Source organism: Rhizobium sp. BK049, assembly GCF_014193135.1.
Lineage (GTDB): Bacteria > Pseudomonadota > Alphaproteobacteria > Rhizobiales > Rhizobiaceae > Rhizobium.
The window spans coordinates 43,136-59,462 of the sequence record NZ_JACHYV010000001.1 but is presented as its reverse complement, the minus strand read 5'-3'; the positions used below and the strand labels follow the sequence as shown (position 1 = coordinate 59,462).

The window sequence follows — 16,327 nt, the reverse complement described above, 5'->3', positions numbered from 1 at the left end:
CGGCCGCGGGATGCTCAGTCCGGCGTTTCAAAACGCCAGGAATCGATGCATTCGACGCCTAAAGGGATGAAGTCGGCGATATTGCGCGTAACCAGTTTCAGCCCGTGTTCCAGCGCAGTGGCAGCGATCATCGCGTCTGCAGAGGGGCGTTTGTCTGTGCTATCTGAGTTTCGAGGCGCTCAGACGGGGGCTGCGACCTCAAACGCGTCGCTTTCTCCCGGTGACAGTTCGAGCGGCCAGATGATGTTGCGGCCGCCATCCGGATAGAGCCCGCGATAGGCCGGCATGCTGGCGAGAAGCGTCTGGCCGATCGCGATGCCGAGATCATGGAGCGACATGCGGAAGCAGCTGAGCGAGGGCTGCAGGAAGCGTGCGCGCGGGGCATCGCGGAAACCTATGACCGCGAGGTCGCGACCGGGGAGGACACCCGACTCTATCAGCCGCCGGTAGAGGCCGATCGCCATAATCTCGTAGATCAAGATGACTGCGGTCGGCCGGTCTTCAAGCTGCAGCAGTTCATGTGCTGCGTGGTAGCCGCCTTGTTCACTCGACTTGACGCGAATGACGAGCGACGGATCGAAACGGATGCCGTGCCGTTCGAGCGCACGGCGATAGCTGTCGACAAAGAGGTAGCCTAGATTGGCCTCGGTCGACGGCGCCGTGATGGCGATCCGGCGATGGCCGTGCGCAACCAGCCGTTCGACAGCACGTTCGGCGACGCCCTCGAAATCGAGATCGACCCAGGGAAACTTGCCGGGCGAAAGGCTGCGGCCGACAGCAACGAAGGGAATCTTCGCGCGCGAGAGAAGATCGATACGCCGATCGATTCGCTGCGTGTTGGAGATGATCATCGCATCGACGACACGTCGCGCCACCATCCGCTTGAGATATTCGCGCGGGTCCTCATCGGCCGGGCAGGGGAGCATCAGGAGGTCGAGCTTATGGCGGGCAAAGCAATGCTGCAGCCCGCTGGTAACCCCAAGGAAAAAGTTGTCGGCATTTTCGACCACTTCCTGGCTGGATTCAATCATCAAGCCGATAACCTTCGTTTCTCCCTGTCGAAGGCTCCGTCCCGACTGATTGGCGACGTAGCCGAGGTCTTCGGCCGCCGCCAGCACGCGCCGGCGGGTTTCCTCGTTCACGTCAGGTTTGTTGTTCAGCGCGCGGGAGACCGTGCCGATCGAGATATTTAGGTGTTCGGCAAGCTGGCGGATGCCTCTCGCTGCTGGCGCTTTTCCTCTGCTCCGCATTTTCGCATTTCGCCTCTATTGACAGCGTAAAATGTTTTCGCCTACAGTCGTAAACGTTTACGGAATGCGTGTCACGAGGAGAGTTGGCGCCATTCTCTTGGAGGAAATCGTGAAATTCAGTGCCATTCTGTGCGGGTGCGGAGCTATGTCCAAAGGTTGGTTGCGCGCGATCGCTTCCAAGCCTCAACTCGCAGAGTCCATCGCCATCGTCGGCCTCGTCGACCTGAATCGGGAGACGGCAGAAAAGCTCGCCGCCGAGTTCGATCTGGAAGGTGCCGTCATCGGCTCTGACCTGTCCGAGGTCATCGCTGCCACGAAGGCGGATCTCGTCTTCGATATCGTCATTCCAGCGGCCCGTTACGATGTCGTTTCGACGGCGCTGAAGGCCGGCTGCCATGTGCTGAGCGAAAAGCCGATGGCCGCCTCGCTCGCCGAGGGGGCCGCCCTGATCGATCTCGCCGCCGAGACCGGCCGCATCCACGCGGTCATCCAAAACCGCCGCTTCATTTCGGGGATCAGGCGCCTGCGCCGTTTCGTCGACAGCGGTGCAATCGGCGAACTCACCGGCATTCATTGCGATTTCTTCCTCGCGCCGCATTTTGGCGGCTTCCGCGAGGAGATGGACAATGTGCTGCTTCTCGACATGGCAATCCACACCTTCGATGCCGCCCGCTACGTCGCGGACAAGAAGCCGCTCGCCGTCTATTGCGTCGAACGCAATCCGAAGGGTTCCTGGTACCGGCATGGCGCGTCGGCAAACGCCATCTTCGAATTTTCCGACGATATCGTCTTCACCTATCGCGGCTCATGGTGCGCCGAGGGTGAGCGCACCAGTTGGGAAAGTCAGTGGCGTCTCGTCGGCTCGAAGGGAATGTTGACCTGGGACGGCGAAGAGAATTTCAAGGCCGCCGTCGCCGGCGAGGAGCCGGGTCTGTTGCGCGGCTTTGTTTCCGTAAACGTTCCCGGTCCAGAACATGACGAGGAAACCCACGGCCACGCCAGCGTCATTGCCGATTTCATCGCGGCGATCCGCACGGGCAATCAGCCCGAGACCGTCAATTCCGACAATATCAGAAGCCTTGCGATGGTCTTCGGCGCGATCGAAAGCGCCAGGATAGGCCGGCGCATTGAAATTTCAGCATAGGATCAACTGACGTGAGCAATCCTGCAAAATCCATTCGCATCGGCACCATGGTCAGCGGCAACAAGGGCGACGCCGCCACACGCATCGGCCAGATTGCCGAGCTGGGCTTCGAGAGCTTCGAACCGTTCTTCTGGCAGACGACGAAGGGACAGAACCTTGCCGAGCTCGGCAAGCGCTGCCTCGACGCGATCGGCGACCGCGACATCACCATTTCGACGCTCGGCATGTTCGGCAACCCACTGGAAGAGGACGCGATCGACCTGGAGACGTTGCAGGGCTGGAAGGACTGCATCGACAACGCTCATCATTTCGGCGCCACCTGCGTCGCCGGCTTCACCGGACGCATTCGCGGCAAGCCGCTGACCGACAGTCTGCCGCGCTACAAAGAGATCTGGAGCGAACTCGCCAAACGCGCCGCCGACAAGGGCGTCAAGATCGCCTTCGAGAATTGCGCCATGGATGGCAATTGGGCGAGTGGCGACTGGAACATCGCTCACAACCCGGATGCCTGGGAATTGATCTTCAACGAGACGCCGGATGATCATATCGGGCTGGAATGGGAGCCCTGCCATCAGATGGTCTATCTGATCGATCCCATGCCGCAGATCCGCAAATGGGCGCACAAGTTTTTCCACGTCCACGGCAAGGACGCGACCATCCGCTGGGAGGTCATCAAGGAACACGGCATCTTCGGCAAGGAGAAGTTCGTCTACATGCGCACGCCGGGCTTTGGCGACAGCAACTGGACCGACATCATTTCCGAGCTGCGCCTTGCCGGCTGGTCCGGCTCGATCGACATCGAGGGCTGGCACGACCCGGTCTATCGCGACGAACTTGAGATGACTGGCCAGGTTCACGGGCTCAACTATCTAAAGAAATGCCGGGGCGGAGATTTCATTGTTGATCCCTGATCAACCGCCTAAAATGGAGCGCCGCCGGGCTGGGAGGCCGGGCGGGGCGCCATGACTGACTAACTTGTCTTTTCGCGGCGCAGCCGCTTTTTTGGGAGGAAGGCATGAAAAGAATTGCAACACTTGCGCTAGCACTCGGCACGGCGATGCTGATGACATCGATCGGCCATGCCGAACAGAAGACCTTCAAGATCTGGTGGTTCGAGGAGCCGACCACGGCTCAGGGCATTGTCTGGAAGAAGGCGCTCGAGGAGTTCAAGGGGAAACATCCTGATATTACCGTCAGCTTTGAGCAGAAGACCTTTCAGCAGTTGCAGGCCTCAGGCGGCATGATCCTCAATTCCGACCAGGCTCCTGACGTGCTCGAGTACAACAAGGGCAATGCGACCGCTGGCTTGGTTGCAAGCCAGGGATTGCTGACCAATCTGGATGACTACGTGAAGAAGGAGGGCTGGGACAAGATCCTTAACGAGGGCGATTTTGTCCTAAGCCGTTATGACGAAAAGGGCATCTATGGCTCCGGCCCTGTTTGGGGCGTCTCTGTTTTCGGCGAATATGTTTCGTGCTTCTACAATATTGACATGTTCGAAAAGGCGGGCCTCAAGCCGCCGACGACGCTTGAAGAGTGGGTCGCTGACTTGGAAGCCTTCAAGCAGAAAGGTATCACGCCTCTCGCGCTCGGCGCCATCGACACCAGTGGCCAGCACTTGCTTGCCTCTCTCGCCTACACCAAGGCCGATGACGCCTGGATCCAGAATTATCAGGGTTTAAAGGCCCCTCTCGACGGCGCGCCTTACCTCTATGCGGCGCAGACATTGGTCGACTGGGTTGGCAAGGGCTACATCAGCAAGGACTCCACGGGCATGAAGGACCCGGACGCTGCTCTGCTGTTTACCTCCGGCAAGGCACCGATGTACGTCTCGGGCACGTGGAATCTCGGCACCTTTGCCTCGACGATCAAGGACTTCAAGTGGGGTCAGTTCGTGATTCCGACGCCGAAATATTCTGTCGGCTCGACAGGCAATCTCTGGGTCGTTCCCAAGAGCAGCAAGAATCCCGACCTCGCCGCCGAGTGGATCAGCCTGACCTTGTCGCCGAAGTACCAAGCTGAACTCGGCAATGCGGGGGGCGTCCCGATCGCCGCTGATCTTTCCGCCATCACCAATCCCATCGGCAAGAACGCCGCAGCGGTTTTCAAGCAGATCTCTGACAAAAACGGCCTCGGCTTCTATCCTGACTGGCCGGTCCCCGGCTACTACGACGTGCTCAATCAGAAAGACACCGGCCTCTTCCAGGGCAGTCTGACTGCGGAGCAGTTCGTCGAAGAGATCAAGCAGGTCTACGACGACGCGCAGGAGAACCAGTAGCGCGACCTTGAACGCTGGGCTGCGCTCCGGCGCAGCCCATTGTGGTAGGCTGAAGGAAGAATGACATGGCCATATCCAGCCAGCGATCGAGCGACGGGTCACAAAGCTATAGCCTCTACCTCATCCCGGGGGTGATCGGCTTCATTCTGATCGTGCTCATACCGCAGCTTGCTAATATCGGGCTGAGCTTCACGGCATGGAAAGGCGTTGGCACGCCGCGACCGGTCGGCCTGCAGAATTATCATCGCCTACTTGCGGACGATCAATTCTGGGGATCGATGTATCACACGCTGCTGTTCATCGTCTCGATGACCGTGATACCCGTGTGCATCGGCCTGGTCCTGGCCGCTCTGCTGTTCGACTATGTCAGGGACCAATTCGGGGAATGGGTCTCAAGCTTCTTCAGGGCCGGTTTTTACTTGCCGCAGATCCTGCCAGTAACGGTCGCGGGCGTGCTCTGGGGCTGGATTCTCAACCCCGTCGGTGTCATCAACATCACGCTAAAGGCCATCGGCCTTGATAATCTTGCCCAGAACTGGATCGGCGATGCGACATACGCGCTTGCTGCCGTCTCGCTCGTTATTGTCTGGATACAGGTCGGTTATTGCTTGGTGGTTTTCATGGCCGGTCTTTCGCGCATCGACCCGTCTCTCTACGAGGCTGCCGACCTCGACGGGGCAAATTGGTGGAGCCGGCTGGTGACACTCACGATCCCACTCCTGGCGCCGGAGATTTTCGTCGTCGTGCTGACCACGCTTATCGCAGCGCTGAAAGTCTTTGCGCCAATCTTTGTCATCACCGCCGGCGGCCCCGACAACTCGACCCTGGTGCCATCCTATCTGACCTACTACCACTTCTTCACAACCCAACGCGTCGGCTATGCCGCAGCTATCGCGGTCGTGCAGACGACTCTGACGATCGCTTTGGCTGTGATTTTCCTACGCTTCCAGAGCCGGCAGGAGTCGAAGGGGTAGATCATGGCTTACTCAGTTCTCAGCGATGGTAAGACCAAGGCAAAGGCGACGGCGGCAGCCGATGGCGCGCGACGCGACCCCATGCGGTGGGTGGTGCTGGCGATCCTTATTCTACTCCTCGCCTTTACGCTCTTTCCCTTTTTCCTTGCTCTGCTCAACGCCTTCAAGGCGAGCGCCGAATACGCAGTCGGCGGACCGCTTTCGATTCCCAGGTCGATCGATCTCACGGCGATCGAGAAATTCTGGACGGTGTCTGATTTCAGCCGCAAGCTGCTCAACAGTGTGGTGATCAGTCTCTCCGTATCGGTATTGGGGGTACTGATAAGCCTGTTCAACGCCTATGCGATTGGCGTCGGCAAGGTGCCGGGGTCGCGCGTGATTTTGGTGGTCTTTCTTCTCGGCATTATGGTGCCGCAGGAGTCTATCATTTACCCGCTTTACTACATGGCGAAAGCGAGCGGCCTCTACGATACACAGCTTTCCGTGATCATCATTTTTGCGGTCCTGCAAAGCGCTTTTGGGACTTACCTGCTCTCGACCGTGCTGAGTACCTTTCCCAAGGAAATCCTTGAAGCGGCGGAGATGGATGGCTCGACCCACTGGAAAACGCTTTGGTTCGTAGTCGTCCCGGTGCTGAGACCTACGCTCATGGTCCTCGGAACCTTCTTTTTCATCTGGACCTGGAACGAATTCTTGATCCCGCTCGTCATGCTGGTGTCCAACAACAACCAGACGGTCTCGGTTGCCATGGGCCTTACCCGTGGACAGAACATGTCGGACCCGGTGCTGCAGGCCTCGGCCGCTTTCCTGGGTATAATACCGACCGTGATCTTCTTCTTGATCTTCCAGCGTACCCTAACACGCGGCATCGCCGCCGGAGCGGTCAAGTGACCACGTTTTTCACCCTTGACCATCTCATCGGTCCCGTTTGGGGGCCAGCAAGGTTTTCGGTATGAGCCAGGACATCCAAATCGAACTCTCGGGCGTCGAGAAGCACTACGGTGCTTTTCACGCGCTTAAGAACGTCAACCTTTCAATTCCCAAGGGCACGTTCGTGGCGCTGGTCGGCCCGTCCGGATGCGGTAAGTCCACGTTGCTCCGTTCGCTTGCCGGGCTGGAAAAAATCACCGGCGGTACGCTGAAGATTGCCGGCAAGGTGATGAACGACGTGCCGCCGCGGGCACGCGATATAGCCATGGTTTTTCAGAGTTACGCCCTCTATCCGCATATGACGGTAGAACAGAATCTGACCTATTCACTGAAAATGCACGGCGTCCCTAAGGCCGAAGCAAAACAGAAAGCCGAGGAAGTCGCTGTTATCACCGGTCTTTCCCGGCTGCTCGACCGTTATCCGCGCCAGCTCTCCGGGGGCCAACGGCAGCGCGTCGCCATGGGCCGCGCCATTATCCGCAATCCCCAGGCCTTCCTATTCGACGAGCCGCTTTCCAACCTTGATGCTGCGCTACGTGTCTCGATGCGCAAGGAAATCCGCGCCCTGCACGACCGGCTGGGCGCTACCTTCGTTTACGTCACGCACGACCAGGTCGAGGCGATGACGATGGCCGATCATGTGGTTGTCATGCGTGACGGCATCATCGAACAGCAGGGCGCGCCGCTTGACCTGTACGACCGCCCGGCCAACCGCTTCGTCGCCGGCTTCATCGGCTCGCCGGCGATGAATTTCATTCCCGCCGTCGCTGCCGAAGACGGCAAGAGCCTTGTATTGGATTTCGGAGCGGTGAAGCAGAGGCTTGCGATAGCACGCGTGGTCGAACCCGGACGTAAGCTCGTCGCCGGCATCCGGCCGGAGCATATCGAGGTGGTCGCGCCCGGGCAGGGCAGCTTCGACGTGCCGATCGCCTTTGTCGAGTCGACAGGCTCCTCGACCTTCATCGTCGCAGCGACGCAGCCGGAACTGACGATCGTCGAGACGCGGCGCGACAAGGTCAGACCAGGAGAGATGATCGGACTATCGGTCGATCCGGCCCAAGTCCATCTCTTTGACGCATCGACCGAGCGCCTGATATAAGACCCGTCAGGCGCGGACAGCTTCAAAAAACCCTCACCGGTCTCTGCGAAGGGAGTGGCTCCGCACGATTCACTTCGTTCATATCTGCAGCAACCGGATTTTCTTCATGGCATCCTCCCCGACATCAGCGCGCCTTTCCCCGAACGCGTCGCCCCGCCTCATCGTGCTTGCCGAAACGGTGTTGAAGGCGGGCGAGACGGCCCGAGCCTCCCTACGGCGGCGGGCATCCGGGGAAATGCTGGCCAAGGCGCCCCGCGATTACCAGACCGAGATCGATGTCGCCGTCGAGCGTATCATCGTCGAGGAGTTGACGAAGGCCTTTCCCGATTATGCCATCCAGGGCGAGGAGGCTGTCGGCAACCGCACGGCCGGGCCGGAGACGCCGATCATCTACATCGACCCGATCGACGGCACGACCAATTACGCCTGGGGCCTCCCGCATTTCGGTATCACGATCTCGATCGCCGAAGGCAATAGGCAGGTGGTCGGCGTCGTCTATGATGCCATGCAGGACGAGCTCTTCAGCGCCGAGATCGGCGGCGGCGCCTATCTCAATGGCGAGCGCATCCGTTGCGCCGATGTCGGCGACATCGAGAACGTGCTGATCGGCGCCGGCCTGCCCATCCCGGGCCAGGTCAAGGCGGTGGCGGAAGACAGCTATTTCGAAGCCATCAAGCGCCTTATGGCGAATACGGCAGGCGTGCGTCGCCTGGGCTCGGCAGCGCTGTCGATCGCCTATGTCGCCTGCGGCCGGCTGGACGGCTTCTTCGAGGACGGCCTCTCGATCCATGATTTCGGCGCCTCGGCGCTGATGGTCGAAGAGGCCGGCGGGATAGTCACACGTTTTTCCGGCGCGACAGTCGACGGCGCTGGAGACATCCTAGCCGCCAGCAGGGCGCTGCATCCCTGGCTCAGGGAGGGTTTCCAGATTAGGACATAAGCCGCCGCGGCCGGCGGATTTCCATTTTATGGAAATCGGCGACGTGAGACACTATCTCATGGCAAACAAGGAGACCTCCAATGACCGAAGAACGTGCAGTGCTCGCCGGCGGTTGCTTCTGGGGCATGCAGGACCTCATCCGCCGCTACAAGGGCGTGATCTCGACCCGCGTCGGCTATACTGGCGGCGATGTGCCGAATGCCACCTACCGCAACCATGGAACCCATGCCGAGGCGATCGAGATCATCTTCGACCCCGCCCGGATCAGCTACCGCGAAATCCTCGAATTCTTCTTCCAGATCCACGATCCGACCACACGCAACCGCCAGGGCAACGACGTCGGCACGAGCTATCGCTCGGCGATCTTCTATGTTAGCCCGGAGCAGGAGCGCGTCGCTAGAGAGACGATCACCGATGTCGATGCTTCGGGCCTGTGGCCCGGCAAGGTCGTCACCGAAGTCGTGCCGGCCGGCGATTTCTGGGAGGCCGAACCCGAGCACCAGGATTATCTGGAGCGGATCCCGAACGGCTATACCTGCCACTTCGTCCGGCCCGGCTGGAAACTGCCGACCCGCCAGAAGATCGCCTGATACCGCTCATGGATGCCGGGAGGAACTCCGGCATTCTCATCAAACCGATGATCGAAGCTCACGCGAAGCAGAGTCAGTGTCATGGCGTTCGATCGTGCCGATTTTTACGATGCAGAATTGGCGCGCCATAACCGGCACCTTCGGGATGCTGCCGATGTCGGCGCGGATGACCGGGTGCTCGATATCGGCTGCGGTGCGGGGCAGACGACGCGTGAAGCCGCCCGCGCCGCGTCCCAAGGAGAAGCGGTCGGTGTGGATATTTCCGTAGAGATGCTCCAGATCGCAAGGCGACGGAGTGCTGACGAGGGTTTGCGAAATGTGGTGTTCGAGCAGGCAGACGCGCAATTTCACGCCTTTCCGGCTGCCAGCTTCGATCTCTGCATCAGCCGGTTCGGCGTGATGTTTTTTGCCGATCCGGCGGCGGCCTTTGCCAATATCGGCCGGGCAATGCGTCCGGGCGCGCGTCTTGTGTGGATGGTGTGGCAAAGCCAAGAGCGTAACGAGTGGTCTGGCGCCATCCGGCAGGCCCTGGCACCGGGAACTGTGGTTTCGGCAGGTGGTCCCGACCCGTTTTCGCTTGGCGATCCTCCCATAGCCAAGGACCTTTTGAGCGCCGCAGGTTTCACGTCGATCGACTTTGCCGACCTGCGAGAGCCTGTCTTCTATGGACCGGACGTCGATGCGGCGTCTGATGCGCTCGCCGGCCTCTATCTGGTGAAGGATGCGCTTGCACACACCGATGAACCGCCTGGCAAACCGCTGCAGCGTCTGCGCGAGTTGCTCGAGGCGCATAGGACGCCGGAGGGAGTGTTTTTCGACTCCCGCGCCTGGATCATCACAGCTCGCCGCGCGGCGGGATAGTATGCAGGCGTATTGCGTCTCAATAGCGCGGTGCGTAGTCGAGGCCGCCGTCGATCCGGGAAGGACGCCCATCCAGGAAAAGCTCGCCGATGCGCGGCGCCGAGCGGGCGATGACCTTGCCGCGGCGGATCACCGCCAGCCGGTTCGGCTTCAGCCGCAGCGCCTCCAGCGTGTCGCGCGCCTGGAGGATGACGAGGTCGGCGTTGCATCCCTTATCCAGGCCGTAGTCTGCAAGTCCCATCGTCTTCGCCGAGTTGACTGTCAGCGCGTCGAAGATCTTCTTCTTATCGTCGATGCCGGCCATCTGCGCGACATGGATCGCCATATGGCCGACCTCCAGCATGTCGCCCGATCCCATCGAATACCACGGATCCATGACGCAATCGTGCCCGAAGGAGACATTCAGCCCCGCATCCATCAATTCCCTCACGCGGGTCATGCCGCGGCGCTTGGGGTAAGTATCGTGCCGGCCCTGTAGCATGATGTTGATCAGTGGATTGGGGATGACGTTGATTTCAGCCTCCGCCATCAGCGGGATGAGCTTAGAGACATAATAATTGTCCATCGAGTGCATCGAGGTCAGATGCGAGCCTGCGACACGTCCCTGCAGGCCGAAGCGGATGGTCTCAGCCGCCAGCGTTTCGATATGGCGCGACAGCGGATCGTCGGTTTCATCGCAATGCATGTCGACCGGCAGGCCGCGATCGGCAGCGATGCGGCAGAGCGCCTCGACCGAGGCCGTCCCTTCGCCCATCGTCCGTTCGAAGTGCGGAATGCCGCCGACGATGTCGACGCCCATGTCGAGGGCGCGGTTGAGTGCGTCGATTGCACCCGGCGAACGGTAATAACCGTCCTGCGGAAAGGCGACCAGTTGCAGGTCGATATAGGGCGCGACCCTTTCGCGGACCTCGATCATCGCCTCGACGGTCACCAGCCTGGGATCGCTGGTATCGACATGGCTGCGGATGAAGAGCAGGCCTTGCGTCACCGCCAGATCGCAATAGCGCAGCGCACGATCGACCAGCTCTTCCCTCGTCACGATCGGGCGCAGCTCGCCCCACAGCGCGATACCTTCGAGCAGCGTGCCGGAGACGTTCATGCGCGGCAGGCCGAGCGACAGGGTAGCGTCCATATGAAAATGAGGATCGACGAAAGGCGGGCTGACCAGCCTGCCGGTGGCGTCGATTTCTTCGCCGGCTTGAGCTTGGAGATTACCCTCGACGGCAGCGATCCTGCCGCCCTCAATGCCGATGTCGATGCCGCTGCGGCCATCGGGAAGATTTGCGTTTCGGACGATCAGATCGAACATCGGAGCCTCGTTGGATGTGGACGGTCTCAGCGCTCGCCGCGGCGATAGGGCTGCATGAGCGCCTGCGGAACGCGGGCGCGGCGGGCCATCACGGCAAGCGCGGCAATGGAGAGGATATAGGGCGTCATCAGGAAGAGCTGATAAGGCACGAGCCCGCTCAGCACGGTCTGCAGCCGAAGCTGAAAGGCATCGAAGAAGGCAAAGAGCAGGGCGCCGAAAAGCGCGCGGCCCGGGCGCCAGGAGGCGAAGACAACGAGCGCGATGCAGATCCATCCGCGTCCCTGCACCATGGTCGGGAAGAAACTGTTGAACGCCGACAAGGTCAGGAAAGCACCGCCCATTCCCATCAGCGCGCTGCCGATAATGACTGCGCCGTAACGCACCTTCATCGGGTTGACGCCCTGCGCTTCCGCCGCATGCGGGTTCTCGCCGGTCATGCGGATCGCAAGCCCGACGGGCGTGCGGAAGATGATGTAGGCCATCAAGAGGGCGATCAGCATCGCAAGATAGGTCGGCGCGGTTTGCGTGAAGAAGGCGGGGCCGATAAACGGTAGCGTCGAGAGGCCGGGAATGGCGATCGGCTGGAACGGCGCGATGGTCGGCGGAGTGTTGGCAAGCGGCACGATCAGCCGGAAGACATAATAGCTGAAACTTGACGCAAAGAGCGTGACGCCGAGGCCGGAGACATGCTGGGAGAGGCCGAGCGTCACTGTCAGCCCCGCATGCAGCAGGCCGAAGACGCCGCCGGCTATCGCGGCAATCAGCAGGCCGGTCCAGAGATCGGCGCCATGATAGACGGAAAGCCAGCCGATCATCGCCCCAAAGGTCATGATGCCTTCGATGCCGAGATTGAGCACGCCCGCCCGTTCGCACAGCAGGGCGCCGAGCGTGCCGAAGATCAGCGGCGTGGCGATCCGCAGGATCGCCGCCCAGAGGCCGGCGGAGGCGATAATGTCGAACAATTGCGTCATCGCCGGATCCTGTACTGGGTGAAGAACAACGCGATCAGCATCGTCAACAGCGACAGCGCCACCGTCACATCGGCGATATAGGTCGGAATGCCGAGGCCACGGCTCATGCCGTCGGCGCCGACGAACATGGTGGCCGTAAAAATCGCGGCGAAGACGACGCCGAGCGGATTGAGGTTGGCAAGCATGGCGACGACGATGCCGGCGTAACCGAAACCGGGCGACAGATCGGTCGTCACGTAACCCTTGACGCCCATCACCTCGATTGCGCCGGCGAGCCCCGCAAGCCCGCCGGAGAGACAGGCGACCTTCACCAGCGTTTTGCCGAGGGGCACGCCTGCGAAGACCGCACCGGCCGGATTGAGGCCCGCAGCGCGGGACTGCATGCCGAAGACGGTGCGGGACTGGACGAAATGGACGACGACGGCAAGAGCGATCGCGATCGCAAAGCCGATATGCAGGCGCGATCGGGCGAGCAGTTTCGGCAGCATGGCGTGATCGCTGACGGATTGCGATTGCGGCCATCCGAAGGCGAGCGGATCCTTGAGAACGCCGTCGATCAACATCGAGACGAAAAGCACGGCGATGAAGTTCAGGAGCAGGCTGGTGACGACCTCATCGACGGAAAAGCGCAGCCTGAGCCACAGCGGAACCAGGATCAGCACCATGCCGGCGACGGCGCCGATCAGCAGCAGGAGCGGGATGAGGATGGGCGCGGGGAGATTGCCAAGTAGCTTCGAACTCGCCGCAGCGACGGCGATGGCGCCGAGGTAGAACTGGCCCTCGGCGCCGATATTCCATAGCCGCGCCCGAAAGGCGACGGCGGCCGCAAGCCCGGTCAACATCAGCGGCGTTGCCCGCGTCAGTGTTTCGGTCGCCGAAAGCCGCGAGCCGAAGGCGCCGGTCAGGATGCGCCGGTAGGCATCGAGAACGGGCGCGCCGGCAATCGCGATCAGGATGCCCGCCAGAGCCAGCGCTGCGATGACCGCAACGACAGGCGTGAATATCAGCAGGGAAAGCGGGCGGTGCTCGCGGCGCTCAAATCGCATGGCCGGCCCCTGGAGTTTCCTGCCATTCACCGGCCATCATCAGCCCCAGCCTGCGGGCGTCGGCGTCTTCAGCCTCGACGGGCGGCGACAGCCGGCCGCCGACGATCGCCTGTATGCGGTCTGCAAGTGCGATCACCTCGTCGAGATCCTCCGAGATCAGCAGCACGGCGGTTCCATGCCGGCGGGCTTCGAGCAGGCGTGCGTGCACGGCGGCGACTGCACCTTCGTCGAGGCCGCGGGCAGGCTGCGCGGCAATCAGGATACGCGGCCGTCGATACAGGCTGCGCCCGAGAATGAGCTTTTGCATATTGCCACCGGAAAGCAGCCGGGTGCGAATTGCCGGGCTGCCGCCGCGAACGTCGAATCCGTCAATGATCTCCCTCGCGAAAGCCATGCCGGCCTTGCGGTTGACGAGACCACGGCGCGAAAAGGCCGGCGAGGCGATCCGCTCCAGCACGGCGTTTTCCCAGATCGCCATTTCGCCGATCACACCCTCGTGGTTGCGGTCCTCGGGAATGCGGCCGATGCCGGCTTCGACGACATCGGCGACGCCGAGATTGCCGATGGTTTCCCCGAACAGCTTGAGCTCGCCGGCGCTGCGCGCCAGCGTTCCCGACAGAACATGCGCCAGCGCCGCTTGGCCATTGCCGGAAACGCCGATAATGCCGAGGACCTCTCCCTGATGCAGCCGCAAGCTGATCGATTTCAGCCGGTCGACCCCGCCCGTGCGCACCGTTACACCGGCAGCTTCGAGGACAACGGCGCCGGGTGTCGATGGTTCGCGAACGGGCCGTGTCACGCGGCGTCCGACCATCAATTCGGCAAGCTCCACCTTGCTGGTGTCCGATGCCCTGCGTTCGGCGACCATCTTGCCTCCGCGCAAGACGACGATGCGGTCGGCCGCCGCCATGACCTCATCGAGCTTGTGCGAAATGAAGATCAAGGACAGGCCCTGGCGGGCCATCTCCTTGAGCGTCGTGAACAGTCGCTCGGCCTCGATGTTGGTCAGCACCGCCGTCGGCTCGTCGAGGATCAGGATGCGGGCGTCGTTGTAGAGCGCCTTGAGGATTTCCACCCGCTGCTGCTCGCCGACCGACAGATCGCCAAGGCGGGCTTCCGGATCGACGGTGAGGCCGAAGCGTTCGGAAATCGCCAGGAGCTTCTTGCGCGCCGCCGATGTTGCCGACCGCCAGGACCACAGTTTTTCAGTACCGGTCATGACATTTTCGAGGACCGTCAGATTGGGGGCGAGCGAAAAATGCTGGTGCACCATGCCGACACCGGCGCGGATCGCCGCGCGTGGCTTTCCCTGCGGCACCTCCGCGCCCTCGATCAGAATTCGCCCGGCGTCCGGCATGTAATGGCCGAAAAGGATGCTCATCAGCGTCGTCTTGCCGGCACCATTCTCGCCGAGCAGGGCCACGATCTCGCCCCTCGCGAGCGTCATGGAAATATCGTCATTGGCGAGATTGTCGCCGAAGCGTTTGCTGACACCGATAATTTCCAGAACAGGCCCGGTCATGTCACTAATCCTGCGACCGGAAAACGGTGCTGCCATCGCGCCTCGGCCTCCAGGCGTGCCGCCAGCGACAGGAGGCGTGGCTCCTGGCCCATCGACGCTATGAGTTGCACCGGCAGCGGCATGGCGTGCTCATCCTGTCCGAAAGGGAGCGTCAAAGCAGGGAAACCTGAGATATTGGCCAGACAGGCAAGCGGCGCAAATGCCGCCATGCGTTCGAGATGCAAATTCGTGTCGGCATGATCGGACGGAAAGGAGCCTATCGCAAGAGGCGCGGATGCAAGCATCGGCATCAGGATGCAATCGACCTTGTCGAACAGTGCCCAAAGGGCGTGGCTCACCAGAACGGCATCGTTCAGCGTGTTCCAGAGCATGGACGCCGAAAGCGCCCGGCCGCGGGCCGCGAAAGCCTGCGTGAGAGGCTCGGCCCTGCTTTCCTCAAGACCCGCTGCCTCGATCAGTGCGGAAAGGTTGACGGAAACGATATCGGCAAAGGCGCGGCCGCTGGCGGCGACGCTCCATTCGAAATCGGCCCACGCCAAAGGAACGATGACGTGTCCGTCGCTCTCCAGCATGCGCGCCGCGTCTTCGACGGCGGCAAGCCGGCTACCCTCGGTCGGATAGGTCGGCCCGGTATCGGTCAGCAGGCCGATCCGCAGACGGCCGTTGTCGATATCGGTGGGGGCGGGATCCGGAACGGGTCCGCGCGAATTGCCGCTCAACCGGTCGAAAATCAGCGCCGTATCCCGCACCGAGCGGCAGACCGCCAGTTCGCTGGCAATACCGGCGAGGTGGTTGCCGAAGGATGGACCGCCGGGAATGGCGCCGCGGGTCGGCTTCAGTCCGACGAGGCCGCAACAGGCGGCCGGCACGCGGATCGAGCCGCCGGCGTCGGTGGCATGGGCGATCGCGACGATGCCGGCCGCAACCGCTGCCGCCGCGCCGCCGGACGAACCGCCGGCGGTGCGCGCCGGATCGAGCGGATTGCGGCAGACCGGTCCAATTGCCGGTTCGCTGGCGAGCGATAGACCGAATTCCGGGCTCGTCGTCAGGCCGAACAGGCAGAAGCCGGCATCGCGAAAGCGGGAAGCGAGATCGGAATCGGTTTCGCCGCCCTTTCTTTCCAACAGGCGGGAACCCGCCGTGACCGGCAGTCCTCGAAAGGGACCGCCAAGATCTTTCGCCAAGGTCGGCACGCCGGCAAAGGGCCGGGCAGAGAAATGATCCGGCGCGCTCCGCCGCTCCCGGTCGCACGCATGCGCCGAGGCTAGACCCATGGCACGATCGAGATAGGCAATGGCGCCGAGCGGTTCCTGCCGGGCAGCCATATCGATGGCGGCATGCATCGCTTCCGCAGCGCTCAGGCTGCCGCGCCTGATCGCTGCCGCCAGCTCCGTTGCGTCGCCCTGCATGGAC

15 protein-coding genes and 1 pseudogene are annotated in these 16,327 nt (G+C 61.7%); 9 read left to right on the top strand and 7 right to left on the bottom strand.

The genetic code is table 11. The features are described from left to right. Positions 1–14: 14 nt before the first annotated feature. A pseudogene (locus FHT70_RS30655) lies at positions 15–141 on the bottom strand (type II toxin-antitoxin system VapC family toxin); the annotation flags it as partial. Positions 142–179: 38 nt separating this feature from the next. Further along, a complete protein-coding gene (locus FHT70_RS00305; protein ID WP_183698269.1) occupies positions 180–1,250 on the bottom strand; it encodes a substrate-binding domain-containing protein in 1,071 nt (356 codons plus the stop codon). A gap of 109 nt (positions 1,251–1,359) precedes the next feature. Here FHT70_RS00305 and FHT70_RS00300 point away from each other — a divergent pair, with 109 nt between their 5' ends. The 9 genes from FHT70_RS00300 (at position 1,360) to FHT70_RS00260 (ending at position 10,066) form a co-directional block, all read left to right on the top strand. Beyond that, positions 1,360–2,394, top strand: coding sequence for a Gfo/Idh/MocA family oxidoreductase (locus FHT70_RS00300; protein ID WP_183698268.1), 1,035 nt, complete (start codon positions 1,360–1,362; stop codon positions 2,392–2,394). 11 nt (positions 2,395–2,405) lie between these two features. Next, entirely contained in the window at positions 2,406–3,305 is a 900-nt protein-coding gene (locus FHT70_RS00295) for a sugar phosphate isomerase/epimerase (protein ID WP_183698267.1), read from the top strand. A 104-nt stretch (positions 3,306–3,409) separates the two neighbouring features. Beyond that, a complete protein-coding gene (locus FHT70_RS00290) occupies positions 3,410–4,672 on the top strand; it encodes an extracellular solute-binding protein (RefSeq protein ID WP_183698266.1) in 1,263 nt (420 codons plus the stop codon). Between the two features lie 65 nt (positions 4,673–4,737). Beyond that, positions 4,738–5,646, top strand: coding sequence for a sugar ABC transporter permease (locus tag FHT70_RS00285; RefSeq protein ID WP_085781543.1), 909 nt, complete (start codon positions 4,738–4,740; stop codon positions 5,644–5,646). 3 nt (positions 5,647–5,649) lie between these two features. Further along, positions 5,650–6,537, top strand: coding sequence for a carbohydrate ABC transporter permease (locus tag FHT70_RS00280; protein WP_183698265.1), 888 nt, complete (start codon positions 5,650–5,652; stop codon positions 6,535–6,537). A 61-nt stretch (positions 6,538–6,598) separates the two neighbouring features. Further along, the gene (locus tag FHT70_RS00275) at positions 6,599–7,675 is read left to right on the top strand and encodes an ABC transporter ATP-binding protein (protein WP_183698264.1); all 1,077 of its coding nucleotides are present in this window, start codon (positions 6,599–6,601) and stop codon (positions 7,673–7,675) included. A 106-nt stretch (positions 7,676–7,781) separates the two neighbouring features. Beyond that, complete coding sequence (locus FHT70_RS00270; RefSeq protein ID WP_183698263.1) at positions 7,782–8,615, top strand: inositol monophosphatase family protein; 834 nt, start codon at positions 7,782–7,784, stop codon at positions 8,613–8,615. A gap of 80 nt (positions 8,616–8,695) precedes the next feature. Then, entirely contained in the window at positions 8,696–9,205 is a 510-nt protein-coding gene (gene msrA, locus FHT70_RS00265) for a peptide-methionine (S)-S-oxide reductase MsrA (RefSeq protein ID WP_183698262.1), read from the top strand. A gap of 81 nt (positions 9,206–9,286) precedes the next feature. Then, a complete protein-coding gene (locus FHT70_RS00260) occupies positions 9,287–10,066 on the top strand; it encodes a class I SAM-dependent methyltransferase (RefSeq protein WP_183698261.1) in 780 nt (259 codons plus the stop codon). A gap of 19 nt (positions 10,067–10,085) precedes the next feature. Here the strand turns inward: FHT70_RS00260 and FHT70_RS00255 are convergent, their stop codons facing one another. Genes FHT70_RS00255 through FHT70_RS00235 form a run of 5 tightly spaced genes read right to left on the bottom strand, consistent with a single transcriptional unit; the run spans position 10,086 to position 16,323 of the window. After that, on the bottom strand, positions 10,086–11,375 hold the full coding sequence (locus tag FHT70_RS00255; RefSeq protein WP_183698260.1) for an amidohydrolase family protein: 1,290 nt from the start codon (positions 11,373–11,375) through the stop codon (positions 10,086–10,088). Positions 11,376–11,401: 26 nt separating this feature from the next. Next, positions 11,402–12,346 carry an ABC transporter permease gene (locus FHT70_RS00250; RefSeq protein WP_085781536.1) on the bottom strand — a complete coding sequence of 315 codons (945 nt, stop codon included), beginning with the start codon at positions 12,344–12,346 and terminating at the stop codon, positions 11,402–11,404. Further along, on the bottom strand, positions 12,343–13,392 hold the full coding sequence (locus FHT70_RS00245; RefSeq protein WP_085781535.1) for an ABC transporter permease: 1,050 nt from the start codon (positions 13,390–13,392) through the stop codon (positions 12,343–12,345). The genes FHT70_RS00250 and FHT70_RS00245 overlap by 4 nt, the downstream gene beginning before the upstream one ends. After that, positions 13,382–14,914: an ABC transporter ATP-binding protein gene (locus tag FHT70_RS00240; RefSeq protein ID WP_183698259.1), complete on the bottom strand. Its 1,533-nt coding sequence runs from the start codon at positions 14,912–14,914 to the stop codon at positions 13,382–13,384. The genes FHT70_RS00245 and FHT70_RS00240 overlap by 11 nt, the downstream gene beginning before the upstream one ends. Continuing rightward, positions 14,911–16,323 carry an amidase gene (locus FHT70_RS00235; protein WP_183698258.1) on the bottom strand — a complete coding sequence of 471 codons (1,413 nt, stop codon included), beginning with the start codon at positions 16,321–16,323 and terminating at the stop codon, positions 14,911–14,913. Before FHT70_RS00235 ends, FHT70_RS00240 begins: the two co-directional genes overlap by 4 nt. Positions 16,324–16,327 lie beyond the last annotated feature (4 nt).